General features: G+C 47.8%; 19 protein-coding genes and 1 pseudogene. 4 read left to right on the plus strand and 16 right to left on the minus strand.

Annotated features, from left to right (window positions below):
- Positions 1-109 precede the first annotated feature (109 nt).
- A pseudogene (locus tag AB1611_12060) lies at positions 110-478 on the plus strand (transposase).
- Between the two features lie 25 nt (positions 479-503).
- Here the strand turns inward: AB1611_12060 and AB1611_12065 are convergent.
- The 6 genes from AB1611_12065 to AB1611_12090 all read right to left on the minus strand — a co-directional run bounded on the left by AB1611_12065 (position 504) and on the right by AB1611_12090 (position 6,361).
- Positions 504-1,397, minus strand: coding sequence for a response regulator (locus tag AB1611_12065; GenBank protein ID MEW6380325.1), 894 nt, complete (start codon positions 1,395-1,397; stop codon positions 504-506).
- 15 nt (positions 1,398-1,412) lie between these two features.
- Complete coding sequence (locus tag AB1611_12070) at positions 1,413-1,838, minus strand: response regulator (protein ID MEW6380326.1); 426 nt, start codon at positions 1,836-1,838, stop codon at positions 1,413-1,415.
- Between the two features lie 30 nt (positions 1,839-1,868).
- The gene (locus tag AB1611_12075) at positions 1,869-2,978 is read right to left on the minus strand and encodes an ATP-binding protein (GenBank protein ID MEW6380327.1); all 1,110 of its coding nucleotides are present in this window, start codon (positions 2,976-2,978) and stop codon (positions 1,869-1,871) included.
- A 201-nt stretch (positions 2,979-3,179) separates the two neighbouring features.
- Positions 3,180-4,199, minus strand: coding sequence for an RnfABCDGE type electron transport complex subunit D (locus AB1611_12080; GenBank protein MEW6380328.1), 1,020 nt, complete (start codon positions 4,197-4,199; stop codon positions 3,180-3,182).
- Between the two features lie 16 nt (positions 4,200-4,215).
- Positions 4,216-5,556, minus strand: coding sequence for an electron transport complex subunit RsxC (gene rsxC, locus AB1611_12085; protein MEW6380329.1), 1,341 nt, complete (start codon positions 5,554-5,556; stop codon positions 4,216-4,218).
- A 55-nt stretch (positions 5,557-5,611) separates the two neighbouring features.
- The gene (locus tag AB1611_12090) at positions 5,612-6,361 is read right to left on the minus strand and encodes a cytochrome b/b6 domain-containing protein (GenBank protein MEW6380330.1); all 750 of its coding nucleotides are present in this window, start codon (positions 6,359-6,361) and stop codon (positions 5,612-5,614) included.
- A 407-nt stretch (positions 6,362-6,768) separates the two neighbouring features.
- Here AB1611_12090 and AB1611_12095 point away from each other — a divergent pair, with 407 nt between their 5' ends.
- Complete coding sequence (locus tag AB1611_12095) at positions 6,769-7,845, plus strand: alpha/beta hydrolase (GenBank protein ID MEW6380331.1); 1,077 nt, start codon at positions 6,769-6,771, stop codon at positions 7,843-7,845.
- A gap of 153 nt (positions 7,846-7,998) precedes the next feature.
- Here AB1611_12095 and AB1611_12100 read toward each other — a convergent pair whose 3' ends face one another.
- The 6 genes from AB1611_12100 to AB1611_12125 form a co-directional block, all read right to left on the minus strand.
- The gene (locus AB1611_12100) at positions 7,999-9,378 is read right to left on the minus strand and encodes a DUF333 domain-containing protein (protein ID MEW6380332.1); all 1,380 of its coding nucleotides are present in this window, start codon (positions 9,376-9,378) and stop codon (positions 7,999-8,001) included.
- A 393-nt stretch (positions 9,379-9,771) separates the two neighbouring features.
- The gene (locus AB1611_12105; GenBank protein ID MEW6380333.1) at positions 9,772-10,818 is read right to left on the minus strand and encodes a hypothetical protein; all 1,047 of its coding nucleotides are present in this window, start codon (positions 10,816-10,818) and stop codon (positions 9,772-9,774) included.
- Positions 10,819-10,844: 26 nt separating this feature from the next.
- Positions 10,845-11,957 carry a hypothetical protein gene (locus tag AB1611_12110; protein ID MEW6380334.1) on the minus strand — a complete coding sequence of 371 codons (1,113 nt, stop codon included), beginning with the start codon at positions 11,955-11,957 and terminating at the stop codon, positions 10,845-10,847.
- Between the two features lie 52 nt (positions 11,958-12,009).
- Entirely contained in the window at positions 12,010-13,389 is a 1,380-nt protein-coding gene (locus AB1611_12115; protein ID MEW6380335.1) for a sigma-54 dependent transcriptional regulator, read from the minus strand.
- 54 nt (positions 13,390-13,443) lie between these two features.
- A complete protein-coding gene (locus tag AB1611_12120) occupies positions 13,444-14,844 on the minus strand; it encodes an ATP-binding protein (GenBank protein MEW6380336.1) in 1,401 nt (466 codons plus the stop codon).
- A gap of 44 nt (positions 14,845-14,888) precedes the next feature.
- On the minus strand, positions 14,889-15,167 hold the full coding sequence (locus AB1611_12125; GenBank protein MEW6380337.1) for a hypothetical protein: 279 nt from the start codon (positions 15,165-15,167) through the stop codon (positions 14,889-14,891).
- Between the two features lie 518 nt (positions 15,168-15,685).
- Between AB1611_12125 and AB1611_12130 the strand changes: the two genes are divergently transcribed.
- Positions 15,686-16,690, plus strand: coding sequence for an alpha/beta hydrolase (locus AB1611_12130; protein MEW6380338.1), 1,005 nt, complete (start codon positions 15,686-15,688; stop codon positions 16,688-16,690).
- Positions 16,691-16,799: 109 nt separating this feature from the next.
- Here AB1611_12130 and AB1611_12135 read toward each other — a convergent pair whose 3' ends face one another.
- Genes AB1611_12135 through AB1611_12145 form a run of 3 tightly spaced genes read right to left on the minus strand, consistent with a single transcriptional unit; the run spans position 16,800 to position 17,922 of the window.
- Entirely contained in the window at positions 16,800-17,384 is a 585-nt protein-coding gene (locus AB1611_12135) for a hypothetical protein (GenBank protein MEW6380339.1), read from the minus strand.
- Positions 17,381-17,749, minus strand: coding sequence for a hypothetical protein (locus AB1611_12140; GenBank protein MEW6380340.1), 369 nt, complete (start codon positions 17,747-17,749; stop codon positions 17,381-17,383). Before AB1611_12140 ends, AB1611_12135 begins: the two co-directional genes overlap by 4 nt.
- A gap of 32 nt (positions 17,750-17,781) precedes the next feature.
- Positions 17,782-17,922, minus strand: coding sequence for a Gx transporter family protein (locus AB1611_12145; protein ID MEW6380341.1), 141 nt, complete (start codon positions 17,920-17,922; stop codon positions 17,782-17,784).
- Here AB1611_12145 and AB1611_12150 point away from each other — a divergent pair.
- A complete protein-coding gene (locus tag AB1611_12150; GenBank protein MEW6380342.1) occupies positions 17,882-18,022 on the plus strand; it encodes a hypothetical protein in 141 nt (46 codons plus the stop codon). The two genes, AB1611_12145 and AB1611_12150, sit on opposite strands and share 41 nt — an antisense overlap.
- Before the next feature lie 51 nt (positions 18,023-18,073).
- On the opposite strand, the gene AB1611_12155 is transcribed toward AB1611_12150, so the two are convergent.
- Positions 18,074-19,435, minus strand: coding sequence for an FAD-dependent oxidoreductase (locus AB1611_12155; GenBank protein MEW6380343.1), 1,362 nt, complete (start codon positions 19,433-19,435; stop codon positions 18,074-18,076).
- Positions 19,436-19,494: the final 59 nt, after the last annotated feature.

Here is a 19,494-nt window from a genome sequence, read left to right on the forward strand (position 1 = left end):
TAAAAATTAATAAAACTAAATGCCAATCTAACCATTTAATCTTCTTCCGGCTTCCAACTCTTGATTCCTGGCTCTTCTTGCACCAAAGTTTGAACAAAATTTCTATTGTACGGGCAGTAAGGGCCTAACCTTTTTAACAAATAACTTCATACTTCCTGCCCTTACTATTGCTTTATTTTATAAATGCCGATGGCAAGTAGAATTATTTTTTAAATGGATCAAACAACATCTCAGAATAAAGGTCTTTTACGGAACTTCAGAAAATGCCGTAAGAACTCAAATATGGATAGCAATCTCGGTATATGTCCTTGCAGCTATCATAAAAAAGCGTCTCAATTTGGATCACAGTCTCTACACTATTTTACAGATTTTAAGCGTGAGTATATTTGAGAAAGAACCAATTTTACAAATACTTAATAAACAGGAATGTAAAATCCAAGAGACCAGCCCTTATAAGCAATTGTTATTATTTGACTAATAACCGGACACTAGTGATACATCCTTTATACCTGAGTCCTTCGCCCGGTGATATAATTTTCGAGCATCTTGTTGACTCGCTCAAGCTCGTTTGATTTTTCTTCGGTTTCCTTCAAAAGCTCCTCGATCCTCTGCTCGGCTAGTTTTCGTTCCGTGATATCTTTGAAAACGAGGCCGATTCCCATAGTGTCACCGTGATCGTTTTTAATATGGGAGAAGGAAGCCAGCACAAATTTCTTTTTATTATCCTTGGTAGTGATTTCAAATTCAAGGTCCCGTTTGGATGCAGTGCTTTTTACCATTTCCTGAAAGGATTCCTTCGTGCCGGAAGAATAGAACAGGTGGCCAAGATCAATATTGGCCATCTCATCGCGGGAATAGCCGGTGATTTTCGAGGATGCGGGATTTGCGGACAAAATCTGAGCTTCGGGATTGAGAATAATAATCCCGTCGAGTGATGTTTCGAACAGGTTCCGGTACCGCTCTTCGGATTCCCGGAGTTGACTTTCCAGCCTGGCCTTCTCCTGTTCAAAAAGCAACCGCTGTAAATTCTCTTTAATTACATAAGGAATGCGTTCAACGTAATTATCCTTCTTGATGACGTAATCGAAAGCCCCCTCTTTCATAATCTGGACAGCGATATCTTCACTCCCATGAGCAGTGATAATGATAACCGGCAAATCAGGCTTTATCTTCTTCAAGGAGCGCAGGACACTTAAGCCGTCCATTTCCGGGAGCGAGTAGTCGAGGAGGATAATATCGAATTCGTTTTCATTCTTGATCAGATCCAGGCACTCCTCGCCTGAAGAGACGTGAGTGAAGAAGTACTGCATGGTGCTTTTGTCCAAAACACGCTTGACCAGCTTGGCCTGAATCAAGTCATCTTCTACCAATAATATCCGGGGATTCTGGACTTGCATTGAGGTACTCTCCTTTCAGTAAATTATCTCATTGACTGTCAGCCAATAGTACTCGATAGAGCGAATTTTCTGGTTAAATTCATCATAATCCAATGGCTTGATAACATAGCTGTTGGCATGGTATTCGGAGCATTTCTCCAAATCGGTCCGGTTGCTGGAAGTAGTTAATATTACCACCGGGATGTGCTGCAACTGCGGTGATTGCTTGATCCTGCGCAGAATCTCAAGGCCATTGATTTTCGGCAGATTAATATCCAGCAGGATCAGGTGAGGGTAAACAAACTCCTCGCCCGATATCTCGGTATTCTGATTGAAAAGATAGTTAAAAACCGCTTCTCCATCTTTGATAACTGTTAACTGATTATTAAATCCACTTTTTTTTATAGCCCGTTCAACCAGTTTGATATGAACTGGATCATCCTCAACCAGGAGAATATTCATATAATTGTAAATCCTATCCAGGGGGTTGTCTTATATTTTTCTTACCGGAAGGGAAAAATAAAATGTAGACCCCTTTCCTTTTTCCGATTCAACCCAGACCCGGCCTTTATATCCTTCAATAATACGTTTGACAATGGTTAACCCGACTCCGGTGCTATTTGGATCCTTAACCTCATTGAGTGTCTGGAAAATATCGAAAATCTTCTGATGGTATTTCGGCTCGATACCGATCCCATTGTCCTGAACAGAGAAGATGTGGTAATTATCGCTGACTGTATGGTTAATGGTGATACTGGGATTCCGGTTATCTTCTCCCATGAATTTGACGGCATTATTCAGCAGGTTGACCAGGGCAAGCACAATCATTTCCTTGTCACAGAAAATAGTCGGCATATCTTCACCGATTATCAGCTTAACCCCTTTTTCTTTCAGAGATAATTTAACCTTATCGACCGACTCCTGAATAATCTTTCTGGCAGGCACCTCCTCACTGCGATTCTGCCCCCTGCCGACGCGGGAAAGATCGAGCAGGTCCCGAACGAGCAGACCCAGGCGATGAACACTGTTTTTAATATCCAGAAGAAATTCCCTCCCCTGCTCGTCCAGTCGATCGGAGTAGTCTTCCAGGAGTGCTCCGGCCAGTCCCTGCAGTGAAACCAGGGGAGATTTCAAGTCATGAGAGACGGTATAGACAAAGTTTTCCAATTCGGCATTCTTGAGCTTCAGCTCCATATTTCTGATCCGCAGTTCCTCTTCCAGATTCATCCTTTTGGTAATATCCCGGACTATGCCGATAACCGAGCTTGTTGTGCGCTCCTGTCCCTGTATCTCCAGACAGGCGGGGACTGAAGTAATTTCAAGCCAATGGCCGTATTTATCTTTTTTAACCTGCTGCAGGGCGGATTTTCCCTCTTTCAGAATCTCTTCGATCGGACAGATGTCCTCACAGGGAGAAGTCCGGCCAAAAAATATCTCAAAGCAATGCTGGCCTACCTGGTCACCATACATATCGAGAAGTGGCTGGTTGAGGAATTCAATCTCTCGCCGCTCATTTTTGATGATAATCCCGTCTCCCATATTCAGGAGAGCATTGCTTAAGTTATAATCTTCTAATTTAATGGCTTTTTTCGGGGGGGTCACAAGGATTCCTCTTTCTTTGGGCTGGGATTGGCTCTCTCTTAAGTTATCCGTGCATCCTGTCGGCCAGCAGGTTTTTCATGAAATATCCTTTCGTTGATATACCTCATTAATAGTATTATGCAAAGAAAGGGCAAAGTCAATAAATAAACAAAAATAACTATCGGTTAATTGCTCAACAAACTGCTCTCAGCGCCTGCAAAACTAACCGCCAAAGCGGCGCGGCTGGGTAAAGCGGTCAATGAAAAGAGCAATGACATTCATGTGAAGAATAGCCGTGCACATTCCCTCGACCCGGGTTCCATAGTTTCTCACGAAAAAGGTAAAAATGCCGATGCCGATGCCGTAAATGATTTTCCCCCGGCTGGTCACTGGACTGGTGACCCAGTCAGTGGCCATAAAGAAGGCCCCCAGGATTAACCCTCCAGCCAGGATTTGAAAGAGAGGGTCCTTGCCAAAAGCGATGGAGAAAATGGCTGTAGTGATCAGAATGCTGCCCGGAATATACAGATCGATATGCTTCCGGTAAATGAGGTAAGCGGCGCCGATCAGCAGGGCTAACGAGGACCCCCCAAGAACGCCGCCGATATTGCCAAGAAGCAGACTCCCATAGCCCGACAGCGTGCTGAAGACCGGCGACCCTGCCCGGCTGATAGCCAAAGGGGTAGCGGCAGTAATCCCATCTATCCTTTTCCCTGATACAAGGTCAGTGATAATCACCCCGTTTTCAAAAAATCTGGCGGTCAGAAGTTGAGTGAATGCATAAGATTTCCACCAGAGAGGTTTAATATATTCTTCCACCAGGGGATGATAGACGGTAAAGACAAAGAGAAAAGTCCGGGCAAACAAAGCAGGATTGAAGATGTTTTTCCCCAGTCCTCCAAAGAGCTCCTTGGCTATGGCAATAGCCATTATCCCTCCCAGGGCTGCCAGCCACCAGGGAGTAGTCGGCGGCAGGGAGAGTGCCAGGAGCAGCCCGGTCACGACAGCGCTCCCATCGGTAAGGCTGAAAGGCCGATGAAGAACCGCCCGGATGAAGAATTCGGTCAGGGTGGTTGACAAAATACAGACAAAGGTTACAAAAAGTGCATTGACACCGAAAAAATAGACTGCCAAGAGCAGGGTCGGGATAAGAGCGATGATTACATCGCGCATGGCTTCGGAAATACCGTCGGAAGTTTTAATGTGAGGAGGAGGGGTGACTATTAACGGATATTCCTTCATGAAGTTTAACCTCTCATCATTTCATCATAGGTTTTCTCTTTTGGGCCATTATCTGGGCTTTGGCCTTTCTGATAAGCTGAATCATCGGTCTGCGGGACGGACAGACAAAGGCACAGGAGCCGCATTCCATACAATCCAGGGCCCCGCATTCATCCGCCTCACGGTAGCGTTCCTTTTCCGAATAATATCCAATCAGGTTCGGCGTCAGGAACATGGGGCAAATGTCAGCGCATTTTCCGCATTTCAGGCAAGGCCAGTATCTATCGGGATCAGGAACCAGATGCCGGGGAAAGACCACGATTCCGGATGTTCCTTTGACGATTGGAATATCAAGGTTTGCAATAGCAAAACCGGTCATCGGCCCGCCAACGACTATTTTCCCCGGCGGGCCATCTTTCCATCCGCCGCAGAAAGAGATCAGATGGCTGATAGGAGTTCCCAGTTTGGCCAGGATGTTCTGAGGAGTCTGTATTCCCGGCCCGCTCACCGTCAATACCCTCTCGATCAGCGGCTTGCCGAACCTGACGGCTTCATAAACGGCCAGAACGGTTCCTGCATTCTGGACAACGGCACCGACCTCGCTGGGAAGTTTCCGGAGAGGAACTTCCCGGTTGAGCACCGCTTTGATAAGCTGTTTCTCACATCCTTGCGGGTACTTGGTTTCAAGGGCAACTACCTGGATGTTGGAAAATCCGGCTGCTTCGATGCGCGCACGAACAGCCTGTATAGCGTCAGGTTTATTATCTTCAATGCCGATATAGGCGCTCTGAGCTTCGATGGCCCGCAGGACCAGGTTGACCCCTTTCAGGATGTCATCCATCCGTTCCAGAAGCAGACGGTGATCACAGGTCAGGAAGGATTCACATTCACAGGCGTTGATAACCAGACTGTCAATCCGCTTGTCCTTGGGCGGGTACAACTTGACAAAGGTCGGGAAGGCAGCCCCCCCCATGCCCACGATACCGGCCTCTTTGACGAGCGTCTTTATCCTTTCTGCCGGCTCTTCTTCCGGATTGGCTATCTCCGGAAAAGGGACCGACTCCTGATTCCGGTCCGGAATGATGATAATGCTCATCATATCCACCCCGGTGAAATGAGGGTGAGGTGCGATCGATTCGACAATGCCGGAAACGCTTGCATGGATCGGTGCAGAGATGAAAGACTCGGATTCGGCGATTTTCTGGCCTGCCTTGACCTGCTGTCCGACTTTTACCAGAGGCTTACAGGGGGCACCGATATGCTGACTTAAAGGAAGAATTATTTTTTCGGATATCGGTGCGGTAACAATAGCTTTATGTTCTGTCTCGTGTTTGTGATGCGGAGGATGAATTCCTCCTCTAAAAGATGATAATTGCATACCTTTTTCCCGATCGATTAAAGGATAGAAGGATGAGACTTTTTGTTCATGAGATTCAGTGAGCTGATTCTTCAGCTATTTTGGGTTCGATATTGAAAAGGATCAGCTTAAATAATGGCCACCCCTCCATACAGGCAATATAGGCATGGATAGTAGTAAAAATAACATAGAACCACATGATGGCGACATGGATGCCGGTAAAAAATTGTTCCGCCTGCTGAACGGACCCAAAATAAACTGCCAGGCCGGCTAATAAAAATCTGGGCCACAGGATCAAAAACCCGGTTATGCCCTGAATGATTAACATAATCCAGAAAAGGTTGTAGGTCAGCTTTTGCATCGAGGCATACTTGGCGATATGAGGATAATGGTCCTCAAGGAAAAGATAGTATTTGAGGACTGCGGGCGTATTGAGAATATCCTCCTTCCCGAAGGCGAAATCCTGATAGGTTTTTACCTGCCCATGGAAGGCATACCAGAATCTGACGAGAAGATTGGCCAGGATAACGATCATGAAACAGTAGTGGTGAATCTTCATCTGAGTGTGCTGCGGTTTGAGCCAGTCGAACCGAAGGCAGAGGCCGGTAAAAGTAAGGCCTATGATAGATATCAGATGGATCCAGTGCATCAGTCTGACCGGCGACAGAATGTATTCCTTTTCCGTTACCGGATTATAGTTACCTTTGAGAAACCGGTTTTGGAAACGGCCACTCAGAATATTGCCCAGGAAGTGAAGAAGGATGACAATCAGTGAGAAACCAAAGATACCTACTGCGATGCGATCAATGACAGGATACGCAACCATGCCTCTTTTACCTCCGGGAAAGATTATCGGTCCTGATGATTAATTATGACACCTTAATTACGAGGTCGTAAAACTGTTGAGGCTTTTAAATTACCAAAAGGGCTTGTAAGCACAAGAAGCCCCTCCATATATAGCACAGATATATTTTTTTTGTCAAGCATAAAGAGGCGCGTTTATGATTAAATCCTGACTTATTGAAGTATGAAGCCTCTACAGATTGAACCGGAATGAGGCAGTATTTGCATTTTTTCTCCGAAGCAGGCTTTCGGAGATAGCGATAAAATCATAGGTGATATTAGCTGCATTTTTAACATATTATTACTATATTTTTACTATGTATTAAGCTTCTTTTTTTGCACTTCTTATGCTTCAAGCTCATCATATTGACTTACAGAGGAGATTACCCTATGTCCGCCAAAGCAAAGCTGATAAATAAAAACTCTGTGACCAGTTTCCTGAACGGCTGCATTCTTTCTCTCATGCTGCTTCCCATCCTTTTCTCCCTCCCTGTCTCCAGTGTCCGGGCCGCAGCTCCACCTGCTCAACCCCTCAGCGGACCGGGCGGGTCCGATTACCCGCACACCGGAGTCATCTCCTCTGTCCATGGGCAGGGAGATCTTAAATATTATATCTTTGAACCGCATGGACCGAAACCCGAGATTGCGCCGCTCATTGTTTTCGCTCATGGATGGGGTGGCATAAATCCTACCGACTATGGCAGTTGGATCAACCATCTGGTCAGAAACGGGAATATTGTGGTTTATCCCGTGTATCAGACATATCGAGACATGTTCACGGGATTCTCAGCATATACCGCACATTGCATGACAGCCATCCAGGATGCCCTGGAAGAGCTCCGGAGGCCAGGGCATGTAACACCGGAGCTTGATAAATTCGCAACGGTAGGACACTCTCTTGGAGGGCTTCTGGCGGCTAATATTGCTTCCTCCTGTGCAGCCGCAAGAGCGGCAGGGCGGGCTGATCTGCCTGTCGCCAAAGCGGTTATGTCGGTCGAGCCGGGCGGAACGCCGGTTTTGCCGCTCGAGGATTTATCCCCGATTCCCGCTGATACGCTTTTGCTTACCGTGGTAGGCGATCAGGACAAAATCGTCGGCAGTTTTGATGCCAGGAAAATTTTTTCCCGCACCTCGCAAATCCCGCTTGAGAACAAGGATTTCATCACTCTGGTGTCTGACTATCATGGACAGCCTGCCCTGGTTGCAGACCATTTTGCCCCAACGTGCGAATCACCTCTGGGCAGCAGCCTGATGCCCAGCTTGAGCGATGTGTTCGGTGGTCAGAAATACGCCTCTAATGCCCTTGATTTTTATGGCACCTGGAAATTATTCGATGCGCTCACCGATGCCGCCTTTTATGGGAAAAACCGGGAATATGCTCTTGGCAACACTCCGCAGCAGCGCTATATGGGCACATGGAGTGATGGCAGGCCGGTAAAAGAGATGGAAGTCACCGATACGCCGTAGCAGTTGTCCCGGTTATATGCCTGAAGTATTTCGGATAAAATATAAAACCCGGCCGATGCTCTCCTCGTCATCGGCCGGGCAACCATAAAGGATGTAATTTTGCAGTGTGGGAAGCCTGCCAGGGGTTTCCCCCGGCAGGGTGCCTTTATGGCTTTAAGGCTGGCACTCACCCCTGAAGTAAGCCCACTCTTCACATTCAGTCTTGTCGCTGAAGATGCAGACTCCGTACTGGCTCCCATCTGCATCGGTTCTGATTTCACTGATTCCGCCATTTTCTTTGCAGTAGGCCGAAGCAGGATTGCCTATGCCGACACTTCCTGTCTGGCCGCCGAGTTGAGGAGCTATCTCAGGACCGCCGTAAAATTCGGGGCCTTCGTAAGACGACTGGCACTCACCCCTGAAGAAAGCCCAGGCATCGCATTCGGTCCCGTCACTGAAGATGCAGACTCCATTCTGAGAGCCGTCTTCAGCGGTTCTGATTTCATAGATGCCGCCATTTTGTTCGCAGTTGACCGCTGAAGGATTGGGTATGCCGGTATTTCCCGTATTTCCATCATAGCGGGGTGCCACGGGCTCCGGCCTGGACGTGGTGTCTTCACAAGACTGGCACTCGCCCTTGAAGTACAGAGAATCGGGGCATTCACATCCATCACCATAGATGCAGACCCCGCGCTGGCTGCCGTCTTCATCGGTTATGATTTTGTAAGTTCCGCCATGTTCCTTGCAGAAGGTTGCAGCAGGATTGGCTAAGCCGATATCGTTTGTATGGTCATTGGAACCGGCAAGTATGCCGCTGAAGTTGTAATTAAACGGACCGAAGCTGCTGTTAAAAGGATTGGCCGACCAGCTCGATGTACCATAGGTACCGAAAGAATTCCTGGACCAGTCAACCGGATTGGAACCGGCAGCAGTAGAGGGGAGCCCAAAGAGGCTGGAATTGCTGATGGAGAAAGAATTATTGAACCCGAACAGGTTAGAGCTGCTGGTCGAATTGCTGCCGCTCCAGCCAAAATTGAAGGCATTGGCAGGATAGCTGGACCAGACCGGGGCTGCATTGAAGGTGTTGCCATAAGAATTTCCGAAAGAGGCAGCGGTCCTGCTGTATCCGCCAAGGTCGGCAAACGGGCTGTAGCTGGTGAGTCTGCCGAAGCTATAAGAGCTTGCTGGTGCGATCAGAACCGGCTTGGCAAAGAGCAGCGAGGGCTGCGGCGATATCAGGTATTTGTCAAATATTGGCTCGGGAACTTCTTTACCGGGGCCGATCGATACTATTCCAACTTCCGCATATGGGTCATCCGGGGCTACGAGATTATCCGGGATATTATTGCCTTCAGATACCCCCTTGCCAATGCCGATCGATACTATTCCGACTTCCGCGTGCGGATCATCCGGGGCTGCGACAACGATTTTTTCTTCCCTCGAAAACCCTTTGTCAATCTTCCTTTGGGCAATCGACGGGGTAGTAAAAAAGCATACTAAAGCCAATGAGGTTACTGCAAAGAAGAGTTTGTTGAATCCAGTCTTGCGTTTCATGATTGATGCTCCTTTCGATATTCCTCTGTTAGAAACTATCTTACTTAACCTATACTGAAGAAGAGAGATTGGAAAATCTTATAATAATATGCAGCTACTTTACCCTTAAATTTATCTGAACCTGAATTCTGCAATAGGAGTAATGCAAGGGTCATGCCAGGACAATTTCTCTTGAATTTTCTGGATACAGGATCAGGAGAGCGGCAGAGGACTGGCAAAAGGCCCAAAACTTCTGGCTGGTTTGGGGATCGAGGGCATAACGTGGAGGGGATACCTGTGCGCAGGTATCAGATTTCTGAGAAACCACACTCAAAACCGGGAAATTTTATATCAAAAATCTGAGAGTTTCTTTCAGAAATTTGATGATAGCTGAAAACCCCATGAAAAAGCTGCTTAAAACAAATAGCTCACCGTCGCGGAGTATGATTGCTTCTGATATTTCTCTGATGATGAGGAAGGGTCTGTCCGGGAGAGCAGGTACTTCATTTCCAGAGAATAATTATCTCGAATATCCTTCGAGAGACTCAATACCAGGACATTATTCGATTGTTCAATGGTATCATCATCCGGCACCGAGGATATGGTGGGCTCCTGAGAATCGTATTTACAAAGCTGCAATTGCCCGTAGCATTGCAGGGTCACCTCCCAGCACAGCGGCAATGCAGTGAGAATTGAGAACTGATGGGCGTTGAACGAGTATTCTGCGTGGTCTGAAGTGTTCCTTTGAAGAGCATAGGCTGGGTTGATAAGAAGGCCATGAATCCACTGACAGCCGAAAGAAAGCTCATAGAAGGTGTCGGCATGTTCCTGAACAAGGGTTCCCCGATGTTTTTCGAACCGGAAGATCTCCACCTTGGCGCTGAGGCAGCCGGTCAGGGTGCTGGTGAAAAGGGCATTGGTCATGAATTGGATCTGGTGATTTTTTGAATCAAGAAATTCCCGGTCCACGTAGTTCCGGTGATGGTATAAGTATCTGATGCCACTATCAAAAGCGTTTTCACAGTATTTCAATACTACCCCACTGTTCCAATACCGATATCCATATTCGCCCTGAATGGGCACATCTTCAGCGCGAGAGATGCTCTTGTATTTTACCTTGCCGAGGACCTCAGAGGAGACTTTTGGTGAGATAAGGAGGGAAAGTCCCAGGTCAGCCTGATTGAGGAGAATATTTTCATCCTCGCTTACCATCACCCTGGAACCATTTTGGAAACGAAATACACCTCCAAGGCGTTTGGAATGAGGGAATAATGAAATCCTGGAATCCAGGTGGACACTGGGAAACAAATGATTTGTCTTTGATGCGGCCTGGGTGAGCACGATATTATCATATCCCAGGGATAATCTGCCCGTAACTTTGCCGTTCTCAGTTCCCGGAGCGGAACGAGGGCAGGAAAATGTTCCGATAAGTGCAAGCAATAAAATGATAATCCTTCTCACTGACCCGTAACTTCTTGAGCCCCTGGTCAGGGCTGCTTCTCTGGATCCAGCTCCTTGGCCCGCTTGTAGAAGTTGTGCGTTTTTTGCTGTAATTGTTGAATCTGGCTTGCGAGCCGGGACTTTTGCTCTTTCAGGAGCTCGATTTGCCTGTCTATACTGTTTCGGGATAGGATTAAATCAGAGGGTGAAGAATCGACACCCTCTCTCCCGACAATGAACGATGGGGCCCCGGTTTCCGGGCTGGCTGGAGGAGACATCGGCTGGCTCTCCAGGGGAGGGACCCCGCGTAAGGGGGGGGTAGCCAAAATCATCGGAGGCGGTTCTTCCTTACCCCCTTCCGGCTCCCCGCCTTGCCCGCTGTTGGTCTTGGAGGCCGGTTCCCGGTGGGCAATCTTTCGTTCTTTGACCATGAGCGTATCATCAAAAAAACTCATCCCATCAGCAAATTTTCTTACTTTATCGCGGAGCGCTTTTTCGCTCTCCAGCCTGGTAACCTGGGCCTCGATCTGGAATATTCTGGCCTTGAGCAATGCAGCCTGGTCGGAGAGGAAATCGGCTTTTTTGCGGATTTGCGAAGAAGTATCGTTATCCTGAACTTCCAGGTTTACTTTCAGCGTTTCAAAAGCTACCGGTTTTTCGAGGCCTTCGGATTCTTTCAGGTATATCAGCAAGTGCTTTAAAAGAGCCTTCCGCTCCCTCTCACCCGGTTGCTCTTCGAGCCGTTTCACCAGAGCGGTGATCGCCAGTGAATATTTTTGCCTCAGTTGTGATTCGGTATCCGCTGTCTGCCTCGAAACAGTTTCCAGACTGGATACCAGCCGCTGAGAATCCTGCATCAGCGAATCCAGTTTCCGGTTTCCCCTCCCTTCCGATTTTTGCTTTTCCTGTAAAATTTTCTCTGCCAGCCGGTCGATTTCCTTGAATAATCTGGTCTTTTCCGATTGCTGCTCAGCCAGCACCCGGCTGAGCCGGGAAATAGTGTCAGCCATGTCTGGAGACCAGGAAGGGGCGGCATCCGGGGCCGCTATTGCGGTGTATGCAGGGGACGCTCCGAAAATCAGAAGAATGCCAGCCAGCACAATCCATCCGATCAAATTCTGACTCCTGACTCCTGACTCCTGACTCCTGAACTTACTCATAATCCCTTTCATGGTATTTTTGCCTCGTTGTATCATGCTGCTCTATAGAAGATTACTCGATCAGTTTATATTTTTCCAGCTTATAATATAACGCGCTGGTCTTTATCCCCAGAATCTCCGCCGCCTTTGTTTTCACCCCGCCTGCTTTCTCCATTGCCCGCTTGAGGAGCTGGAGCTCCAGACTTTCCAGATTTGGATTGAGCGATAAATCTTCTTCAGACAAATGCACACCATTCAGCTTGTCCTTTTCCAGGAAAACGGGGAAATCGCAGAGCTGAATCTCGTCCCTGTCGCACAGAACCAGTGCCCGTTCTATCAGATTCTCAAGCTCCCGGATATTACCCGGCCAATCGTATTCCTGCAACGCCTCGATGGCTGTTGGGGCTATTTTCGATACCGGCTTCTTGAGTTCAACCCCTTTCTTCCTCAGGAAATGATCGACCAGAAGAGGAATATCCTCCTTCCGATGCCGCAGGGGCGGCAAATCAAGAGGAATGACATTTAAGCGATAGTATAAATCCTCCCTGAACCTGCCCTGTTGAGCCAGCTCAAAAAGGTTTTTATTCGAAGCCGCAATAACGCGCACATCGACTTTTTTTGTATGCTCTCCGCCTACCCGGTCAATTTCCTTCTCCTGAAGAACCCGCAGGAGCTTTACCTGCACATTCTCGGAAATATCGCCGATCTCGTCCAGAAAGATCGATCCGCCGTCAGCCAGCTCGAACTTGCCCCGCTTTTGCCTGATGGCATTGGTGAATGCACCTTTCTCATGCCCGAAGAGTTCGCTTTCCAGTAACCCTTCCGCCAGGGCACCACAATTCACCTTGATGAAGGGATTATCCTTGCGGGAGCTGAGATTATGAATAGCGTGGGCTATCAGCTCTTTGCCCGTGCCGCTTTCCCCGGCAATGAGGACCGAGGAGTCTGTCGGGGCGATCTTCCTGATCTGCTCGAAAACAAGCTGCATCGGCTTCGACTGCCCGATGATCTGACCAAAGTTATACTGCTGGGAGACCTGGGTACGCAGGTACTGGTTCTCCTCGCCAAGACGCTGGTTTTCCTCCCGGACGGCTTTATTTTGCAGCACTTTTCTGATTCTGGTCCGAAACTCTTCGAGGGAAAGAGGCTTGCTCACACAGTCCGATGCGCCTTTAGTCATTGCCTGGACAGCAAGCTCCATCGTTCCATAGGCCGTTATCAAAACCACATCGGTTTCCGGGTTGATTTTTTTTATTTCTTCGAGTACTTCAAGGCCGCTCACCGGCTCCATGCGGTAATCGGTGATTACCAGATCGAGATTCATCTTTCTGCACAGCAGGAGCCCTTCCTTCCCGTCTTTGGCCGAGTGCACCTCATGCCCCTCTCGCCTGAGGCTGTAGCACATCCCTTCCCGCATGGTGGAATCATCCTCAATCACCAGGATCTTTCTCATGCAACTTCTCTCCTTCCTGCAATACCTCGACGATACATCCATGAAGAGTCCCGGCTAAACCGGGATCCGGATCGCGGCCGTGGTCAGTCCGCCTTCCCGGCTTTGAATCTCGATACTCGCCCCATGATCGGACAGGATTTTCTGCACAATAGCCAGCCCCAATCCCGCCCCCTTCTCCCTGGTCGTAAAAAAGGGCTCAAACAGCCGTGACAGGTTGTCATGCGGAATCCCCGGCCCATTGTCACTGACCACAACTTCCATCAGGCCATCCTTTTTTTCCGCCCGGACAGTTATTTTCCCCTGGGGAATGCCACCCTGTTGTATCGCTTGCAGTGAATTTTTTAAGATATTTATGAATACCCGCTTGAATTGCTCCGGGTCAACGGAGACTTTCAGGCGAGGTTCGATCTCGGACCGGAACTCGATGCTGGCTCCTTCAAATTCCAGGGCCAGCATCGAATAAGCCGCCTGGATCAGCTCCTCCAGGTAAATTTCAACCTTCTGAGGCGGTTTGGGCTTGGCGAAATCCAGAAACTCGGTAATGATCTGGTTCAGTTTCTTCACCTCTCTGGTGATTTTTTCAAGATGCTCCTTTGCAGGAATAGCAGCCATAGCGGAGCTTTGTCCATCCTCCGCCTGCCCAAGCTCCTCTGCCAGAATGCCGGCGAACAGCTCGATGCCGCCCAAAGGATTTCGGATCTCATGAGCCACATTGGCAAGCATCAGTTTCATCTGGGCATCCCTCTTTAAGATAGAAAGGCGCATCTGCTCAATGGTTCTTCCCAAAAACCCTATCTCGTCATTGGCCCGGATTTTGATTTCAGTTTTGAAATCCCCGGATCCGATATTCTCGATAGCGGCCACTAATTTGTGAATCGGATTGGTAATCGTCTTCGAGACAATATAGCCGATAGCCAGACTTATCAGAATACATGCCAATCCGAAGGTCATGACGTTGCGTTGAAATTTTTGTAAAATTTCCAGAAAGACCGCACTGGCATCTACTCCTACTATTGCAATAACCTTGCCATCGAGCAGCACCGGCGCATACCCTGACTTATAATAATTCCCATCCTCACCTAAAAACAGGACCGAAGCCATGCCCTTCTTCTGCCAGACACTTTCAAGCTCGAGCTGATCAAACTTCAGTTTCAGATACTCGGTTCCGATCGCGATTGCAGGCTGAGTATCGAGCAGGCTGCGGTTATTTTTATCGAAAACGTAAATCCGATTGGCTGCGGTCGCCTGCCTGATCTGGTCCAGCTGCACAATCAGATTCCGGTAAGTCAGACCGGACTCATTGCCGGGGGTGAGCTGTTTGACGATATCTCCATCCAGGTGAAGAGCAATGGTCCGGGCGATATCGATCAGACGCTGGCCAAGCTCCTGGTCGAGATAGTGCCGCGTATACCCGTAAAAGTACCATCCACAGGCAAGAACCGATAAAAAAATCAATACGCCGAAGATTATAGCCAGTTTATTGCTGATTTTATACATTCTTAATGTAAGGAGCGGTCCTCGACCACGATATTCGATACAGGCATCTCTGGTTTGAGATTTTTTACACTCCTGACCTGTCCGATTTTTCCTGTACCACCGCCTAAAATATGCTTATCCTTCAGGCGATCCAGGACTTCCTGCTCAAAGTTATAGTGTATGGGTCGCAGTTCTACGATATCCTTCCCACGACGACATACTCTTACAATCTCCCCGTGCTCAACCTTTTTCAGAATAGCGCTCAGATTATCTCTGAGCTGCTTGACCCCTACGGTTTCCATATCATTCTCCTCATCGGCAATCATTTGCTTTACAATAATAGCCACATTTTTCGGCTTCTGTCAATTCACCGGCAGTATCGAGTATGCAGCCTGTGTCTCTCTTCTGATTCTCTGGCATATACTGTCACTTTCCCCCTTATTCAGCAATGAGTTATTTCATCCTGCACGAAATAAATATATTAAACAAGTAAATTTATCATAAAATTACTGCAAAACAAGATAAAAAAAGCGTGACAAATTGAAACTTATATCGTATGATACCGCGCATTCGTTACTAACCTATCAGTAATCTTTATTATCATATTTTATAACCTATTTACTTATAAACCTAATATACCAAGAAAGGAGGAATGTTCTCGGAAATATCGTGTCTTACCCTGCAAATTGAGGCTCATGAGGTATCGATTCCATTTGGTTCAGGAGACAGCATAGAATTCAAAGATTACCGGAACAGCAAAAAATAACAGCAATGCTCGAACCTTACCGTTATTAATTTTAGCCTGAAATAGGAGATTGTAGTGTCATTACGGCGTCAAACCATAAGCAATACTGTCATGAGCGGTATGTTCTCGAAAATTGTGCAAGCATTTCTCATTTTATTGTGTACAGGTCTTGTTTCCACTTCCACTGCTACTGCTCTGGCTGCCTCATTGCCAGCACAGCCATCAACCGGGCCTGGGAGTACGGATTATGCCCACAGCCAGATTATCAGCAGCAGTCATGGTGCAGGTACCCTGCAATACTATATTTATGAACCGGACTCGCCAAAGCCGAGCCGTGCACCCCTGATTGTCTTCCTGCATGGATGGGGAGGAATGGATCCGAGTAATTATGAAGCATGGATCCGCCATATTGTTAGAATGGGCAATATAGTTGTTTATCCTGTATATCAGACCATGGCCACTACATCCACGCACTATAATTCCAATTCTCTTGAAGCAGTGAGGAACTCTCTGGAAACACTGCACAGCGGAGGGCATGTAGTGCCTGATCTTGGCAGATTTGCCATAGTAGGTCACTCAGTCGGCGGGATACTCGCCGCCAATATGGCTGCTTTGGCCGAAGCTGCCGGACTGCCTGCTCCCAAGGCAGTCATGTCTGTTGAGCCGGGCATCAGCACCATGTTTAATCTGGAAGACCTTTCGACCATTCCTTCCGATGCCCTGCTTCTCAGTGTAGCTGGCGACCGTGATAGCGTTGTCGGTGATTCGGACGCCAAAAGCATTTTCCGGAATACCCCGCAGATTCCTCCTGAAAATAAAGATTATATCACCATGGTTTCGGATAACTACGGCTCTCCCTCCCTGCTGGCTGACCATTTTGCCCCCTGTTGTTCAAATTCCAATAATGTAGACCCCCTTGACTATTACTGCCTCTGGAAACTGTTCGACGCTCTGACCGATGCGGCTTTTTATGGGAGAAACCGGGAGTATGCCCTCGGTAATACACCGCAGCAGCGGTACATGGGCAAATGGAGCGACGGGACCCCCGTGAGGGAGTTGATCGTTACCGATAATCCCTAGCCAGGAGAGGGATTATCAATACCCTCGCCGGGTAGAGAAACCAGATAAAGAGCGGGGAGGAGCTATTCCTCCCTGCTCTTTTTGCATAACTGACGCCAGTCCAAAGAAATCACAACAGGTAGCTCGCCAGAACGTCCACATGGCTGATAGCCGAAGATATGGTTGAAGACATCGCATATCCCCCGCCATGAACAGAGAGAACCGGACAGGATACCCGCTTTGCCAGATCGAGCACGTATCTGGTCAATAGCCGGTAATCCTGCACAGACCAATCGGTAATGCCCCTGCCGCAATCATCCCGGTGCGAATCATAACCGGAGAAGATGAGAATCAGCTCTGGAGTCCAGGGTATGTGCTCTACAGCGGACTGAAAAGCAGGCAGGCTTTCAGGGGCACGATAAAACCTGCCAGGCAGACCTGTTCTTTCGATAAAATCATCCTTATAGAATTCGTCCAAAAGAGGAATGTTACACTGTCCAACCGCCTCAGCCGCTGTGGTTGTACCCTGCTCCACGACCCGCATCGTCATCATGTAAAGGTCTAATGCGCTGTGGATGCTGATGCAGTAAACGCTCTGGTCATTGGCGAAGATGGATTGAGTGCCGTCCCCATGATGGATATCCCAGTCTACAATCACCACTCTTGTAAAACCCTGGGCTTGGGCATAGCGGGCTGCGGCTGCCAGAGGATTCAAAAGACAGTATCCATGTCCCCAATCCACATAGGCATGCTGCCCGCCCAGACTCCAAGTCCGTACAGATATCCCGGCAGGCAGTATTCAAGCCCCGTACATTCAAGGCTTAACCTGGGCAATTCTACTCCAGGTTCACCGCAGGCCATCATTCTGAGCCTATTGAGATAGGATTCGGCATGCACCCGAAGATAATCCCGATCTTCGGCCTGTCTTATGACAAGTGCAGGATAGTGTGCCAATTCCTTTGCCAATTCTTCTCTGATCCGGCTAAAGTGAGGATAGGAGTGGCCGATAAACCTGATCTGCTCGGCAGGCTTTGATAGATAACAGGTATGGAGATGGAGATAGGTGGCAAATCCTGACATTGGTATATTATAGCAGTTTTCGCTTGAATAAACTACAGTAATAGGAAAGTGCCGATAAGTATTGACCCTACGATAGCCCGGAGGAAAGAAACTAACAGGCCGTCCTTCACCCCATACAGAACGATGACCACCATGATGATGATATTGGCCAGTCCCAGCCTCAGCCAGGGCACAGGATTGGGAATGGCCGACTCGACAATGAAAAAGATGACGGCCAGGCTCGACAGCAGGGAAAGGAATACGGTGCGGTTGATTTTCTTCCGATTGCTGTGATCTTCAATCCTTTCCAGCCAATCTAAAGCGGGAAAAACCCCCTTGAAGCAGTTAGAAGTATGTTTCTACGAGCTTTTTAGAGTATCTCAATACTCTTTCGGTGCCTTCGAGGCACATAATTCCTCCTGCATAGTAAGTACCATTTTTCCCCTGGGAAGCCTCTATTCTGTCGTAGAAGCCATCATGCAGGGTCTGGGTCTTGACATGAGGGAAGAAGCTCCACTGTTTTTGTATGATTATGCTTTCAACCTGTCCGCCTAATTGCTTCACGTCTTCTTTAACGAAGCTTATGAGCTCGTCAGAAGGAGTTCCCCAGGGAGCTATTTGGTACGATTTCCAGACTCCTGGAGAATCCTCTCGATTGAGAAGGCCTAAAACATGTCCATTCCTTTCCGGCACATTATTGGCCATGAGTACCACCAGGCTTCCATTCCTATAGTTTATGCCATGAGCGTGAAAAAAATGGACATCATAGTTATAACTTTGCACCTGGGAAAAAAGTTCCTGTTCCTCTTCGGTAGCATCGAGGAATTTTAAAGATTCTTTAAGGTCACAGGTAATAATGATGCGGTCGAAGGTCTCTGTAACTCCATTGGCGGTTACTTCGATCGACACTGAATTGCTGTCACTCTGCCGCTTCACTTTTTCTACGGTGTGGTTGAGACGAACATCATCCAGGTCTTCCGCAATCTTCTCCCACAACCTTTGATAACCGTCCGGGACCCTGTGGAGCGTAATGAAAACAGAGTCGAGATCCCTCATAGCAGGCATCAGGGCTTTGAGAACGTACAGAGCAGGCACTTCGTTATAATAACCAAATCCGCCGTTTGTCCACCATGTTTTAAAGCCATAGGCAATCGGCTCGATCTGATACTTCTGGGAAAATTTATCAAAGGTCATGAAAAGTTCCGGATCTGCCCCTGCGAAACCTGTCTTATTGAGGCTTCTGAATTTTATTTGAATCTTCTGGAAATTGGCCAATGCTGCGTTGGTTTCAGATGAACCATACTTTGCAATAACATATTCCTGTGCACTTTTATAATTCGTGTTATTGGCGTCGCGAAAAATAAAATCAGCTTCATCCAGTTGCAAATCGATATCATATTTGAAGGCCAATCCGTAAATATTACGATAGTATTCTTCGATCCACATGGCCCCGAGTTCATGGGTATGACCATCGTACGTAAAGGAATGAACCTTGCCTCCAACCTGGGGCTCCTTTTCATAAACGGTGACATTTTCGTAACCTGTATCTTTCAGATAATATGCCGCAGACAGCCCGGCAACTCCGGCTCCTACGATCGCTATGCGCAGATCCTTTGGTTGTTTTGTTTCGGCTTCCGCTATGCCCCCAGTTACAGGCTGGATAGTAATAACTAAAAGTAATGTGATTAAGTATGCTATCTTCCTCATATTAATGTGCCTTCTACTGTTATTATCTATAGATTAAAATAATATAATATATATCATAT

It is taken from the genome of bacterium, from assembly GCA_040755755.1.
Lineage (GTDB): Bacteria > SZUA-182 > SZUA-182 > DTGQ01 > DTGQ01 > DTGQ01.

What these genes read in the sequence shown, in the direction of transcription:
- AB1611_12155 (MEW6380343.1), bottom strand. Translation starts at nt 19,435, where the DNA reads ATGAGGAAGATAGCATACTTAATCACATTACTTTTAGTTATTACTATC.
- AB1611_12090 (MEW6380330.1), bottom strand. Translation starts at nt 6,361, where the DNA reads ATGGTTGCGTATCCTGTCATTGATCGCATCGCAGTAGGTATCTTTGGT.
- AB1611_12150 (MEW6380342.1), top strand. Translation starts at nt 17,882, where the DNA reads ATGATGATGATATTGGCCAGTCCCAGCCTCAGCCAGGGCACAGGATTG.
- AB1611_12125 (MEW6380337.1), bottom strand. Translation starts at nt 15,167, where the DNA reads ATGGAAACCGTAGGGGTCAAGCAGCTCAGAGATAATCTGAGCGCTATT.
- AB1611_12095 (MEW6380331.1), top strand. Translation starts at nt 6,769, where the DNA reads ATGTCCGCCAAAGCAAAGCTGATAAATAAAAACTCTGTGACCAGTTTC.
- AB1611_12065 (MEW6380325.1), bottom strand. Translation starts at nt 1,397, where the DNA reads ATGCAAGTCCAGAATCCCCGGATATTATTGGTAGAAGATGACTTGATT.
- AB1611_12140 (MEW6380340.1), bottom strand. Translation starts at nt 17,749, where the DNA reads ATGTCAGGATTTGCCACCTATCTCCATCTCCATACCTGTTATCTATCA.
- AB1611_12080 (MEW6380328.1), bottom strand. Translation starts at nt 4,199, where the DNA reads ATGAAGGAATATCCGTTAATAGTCACCCCTCCTCCTCACATTAAAACT.
- AB1611_12110 (MEW6380334.1), bottom strand. Translation starts at nt 11,957, where the DNA reads ATGAGTAAGTTCAGGAGTCAGGAGTCAGGAGTCAGGAGTCAGAATTTG.
- AB1611_12115 (MEW6380335.1), bottom strand. Translation starts at nt 13,389, where the DNA reads ATGAGAAAGATCCTGGTGATTGAGGATGATTCCACCATGCGGGAAGGG.
- AB1611_12100 (MEW6380332.1), bottom strand. Translation starts at nt 9,378, where the DNA reads ATGAAACGCAAGACTGGATTCAACAAACTCTTCTTTGCAGTAACCTCA.
- AB1611_12070 (MEW6380326.1), bottom strand. Translation starts at nt 1,838, where the DNA reads ATGAATATTCTCCTGGTTGAGGATGATCCAGTTCATATCAAACTGGTT.
- rsxC (MEW6380329.1), bottom strand. Translation starts at nt 5,556, where the DNA reads ATGCAATTATCATCTTTTAGAGGAGGAATTCATCCTCCGCATCACAAA.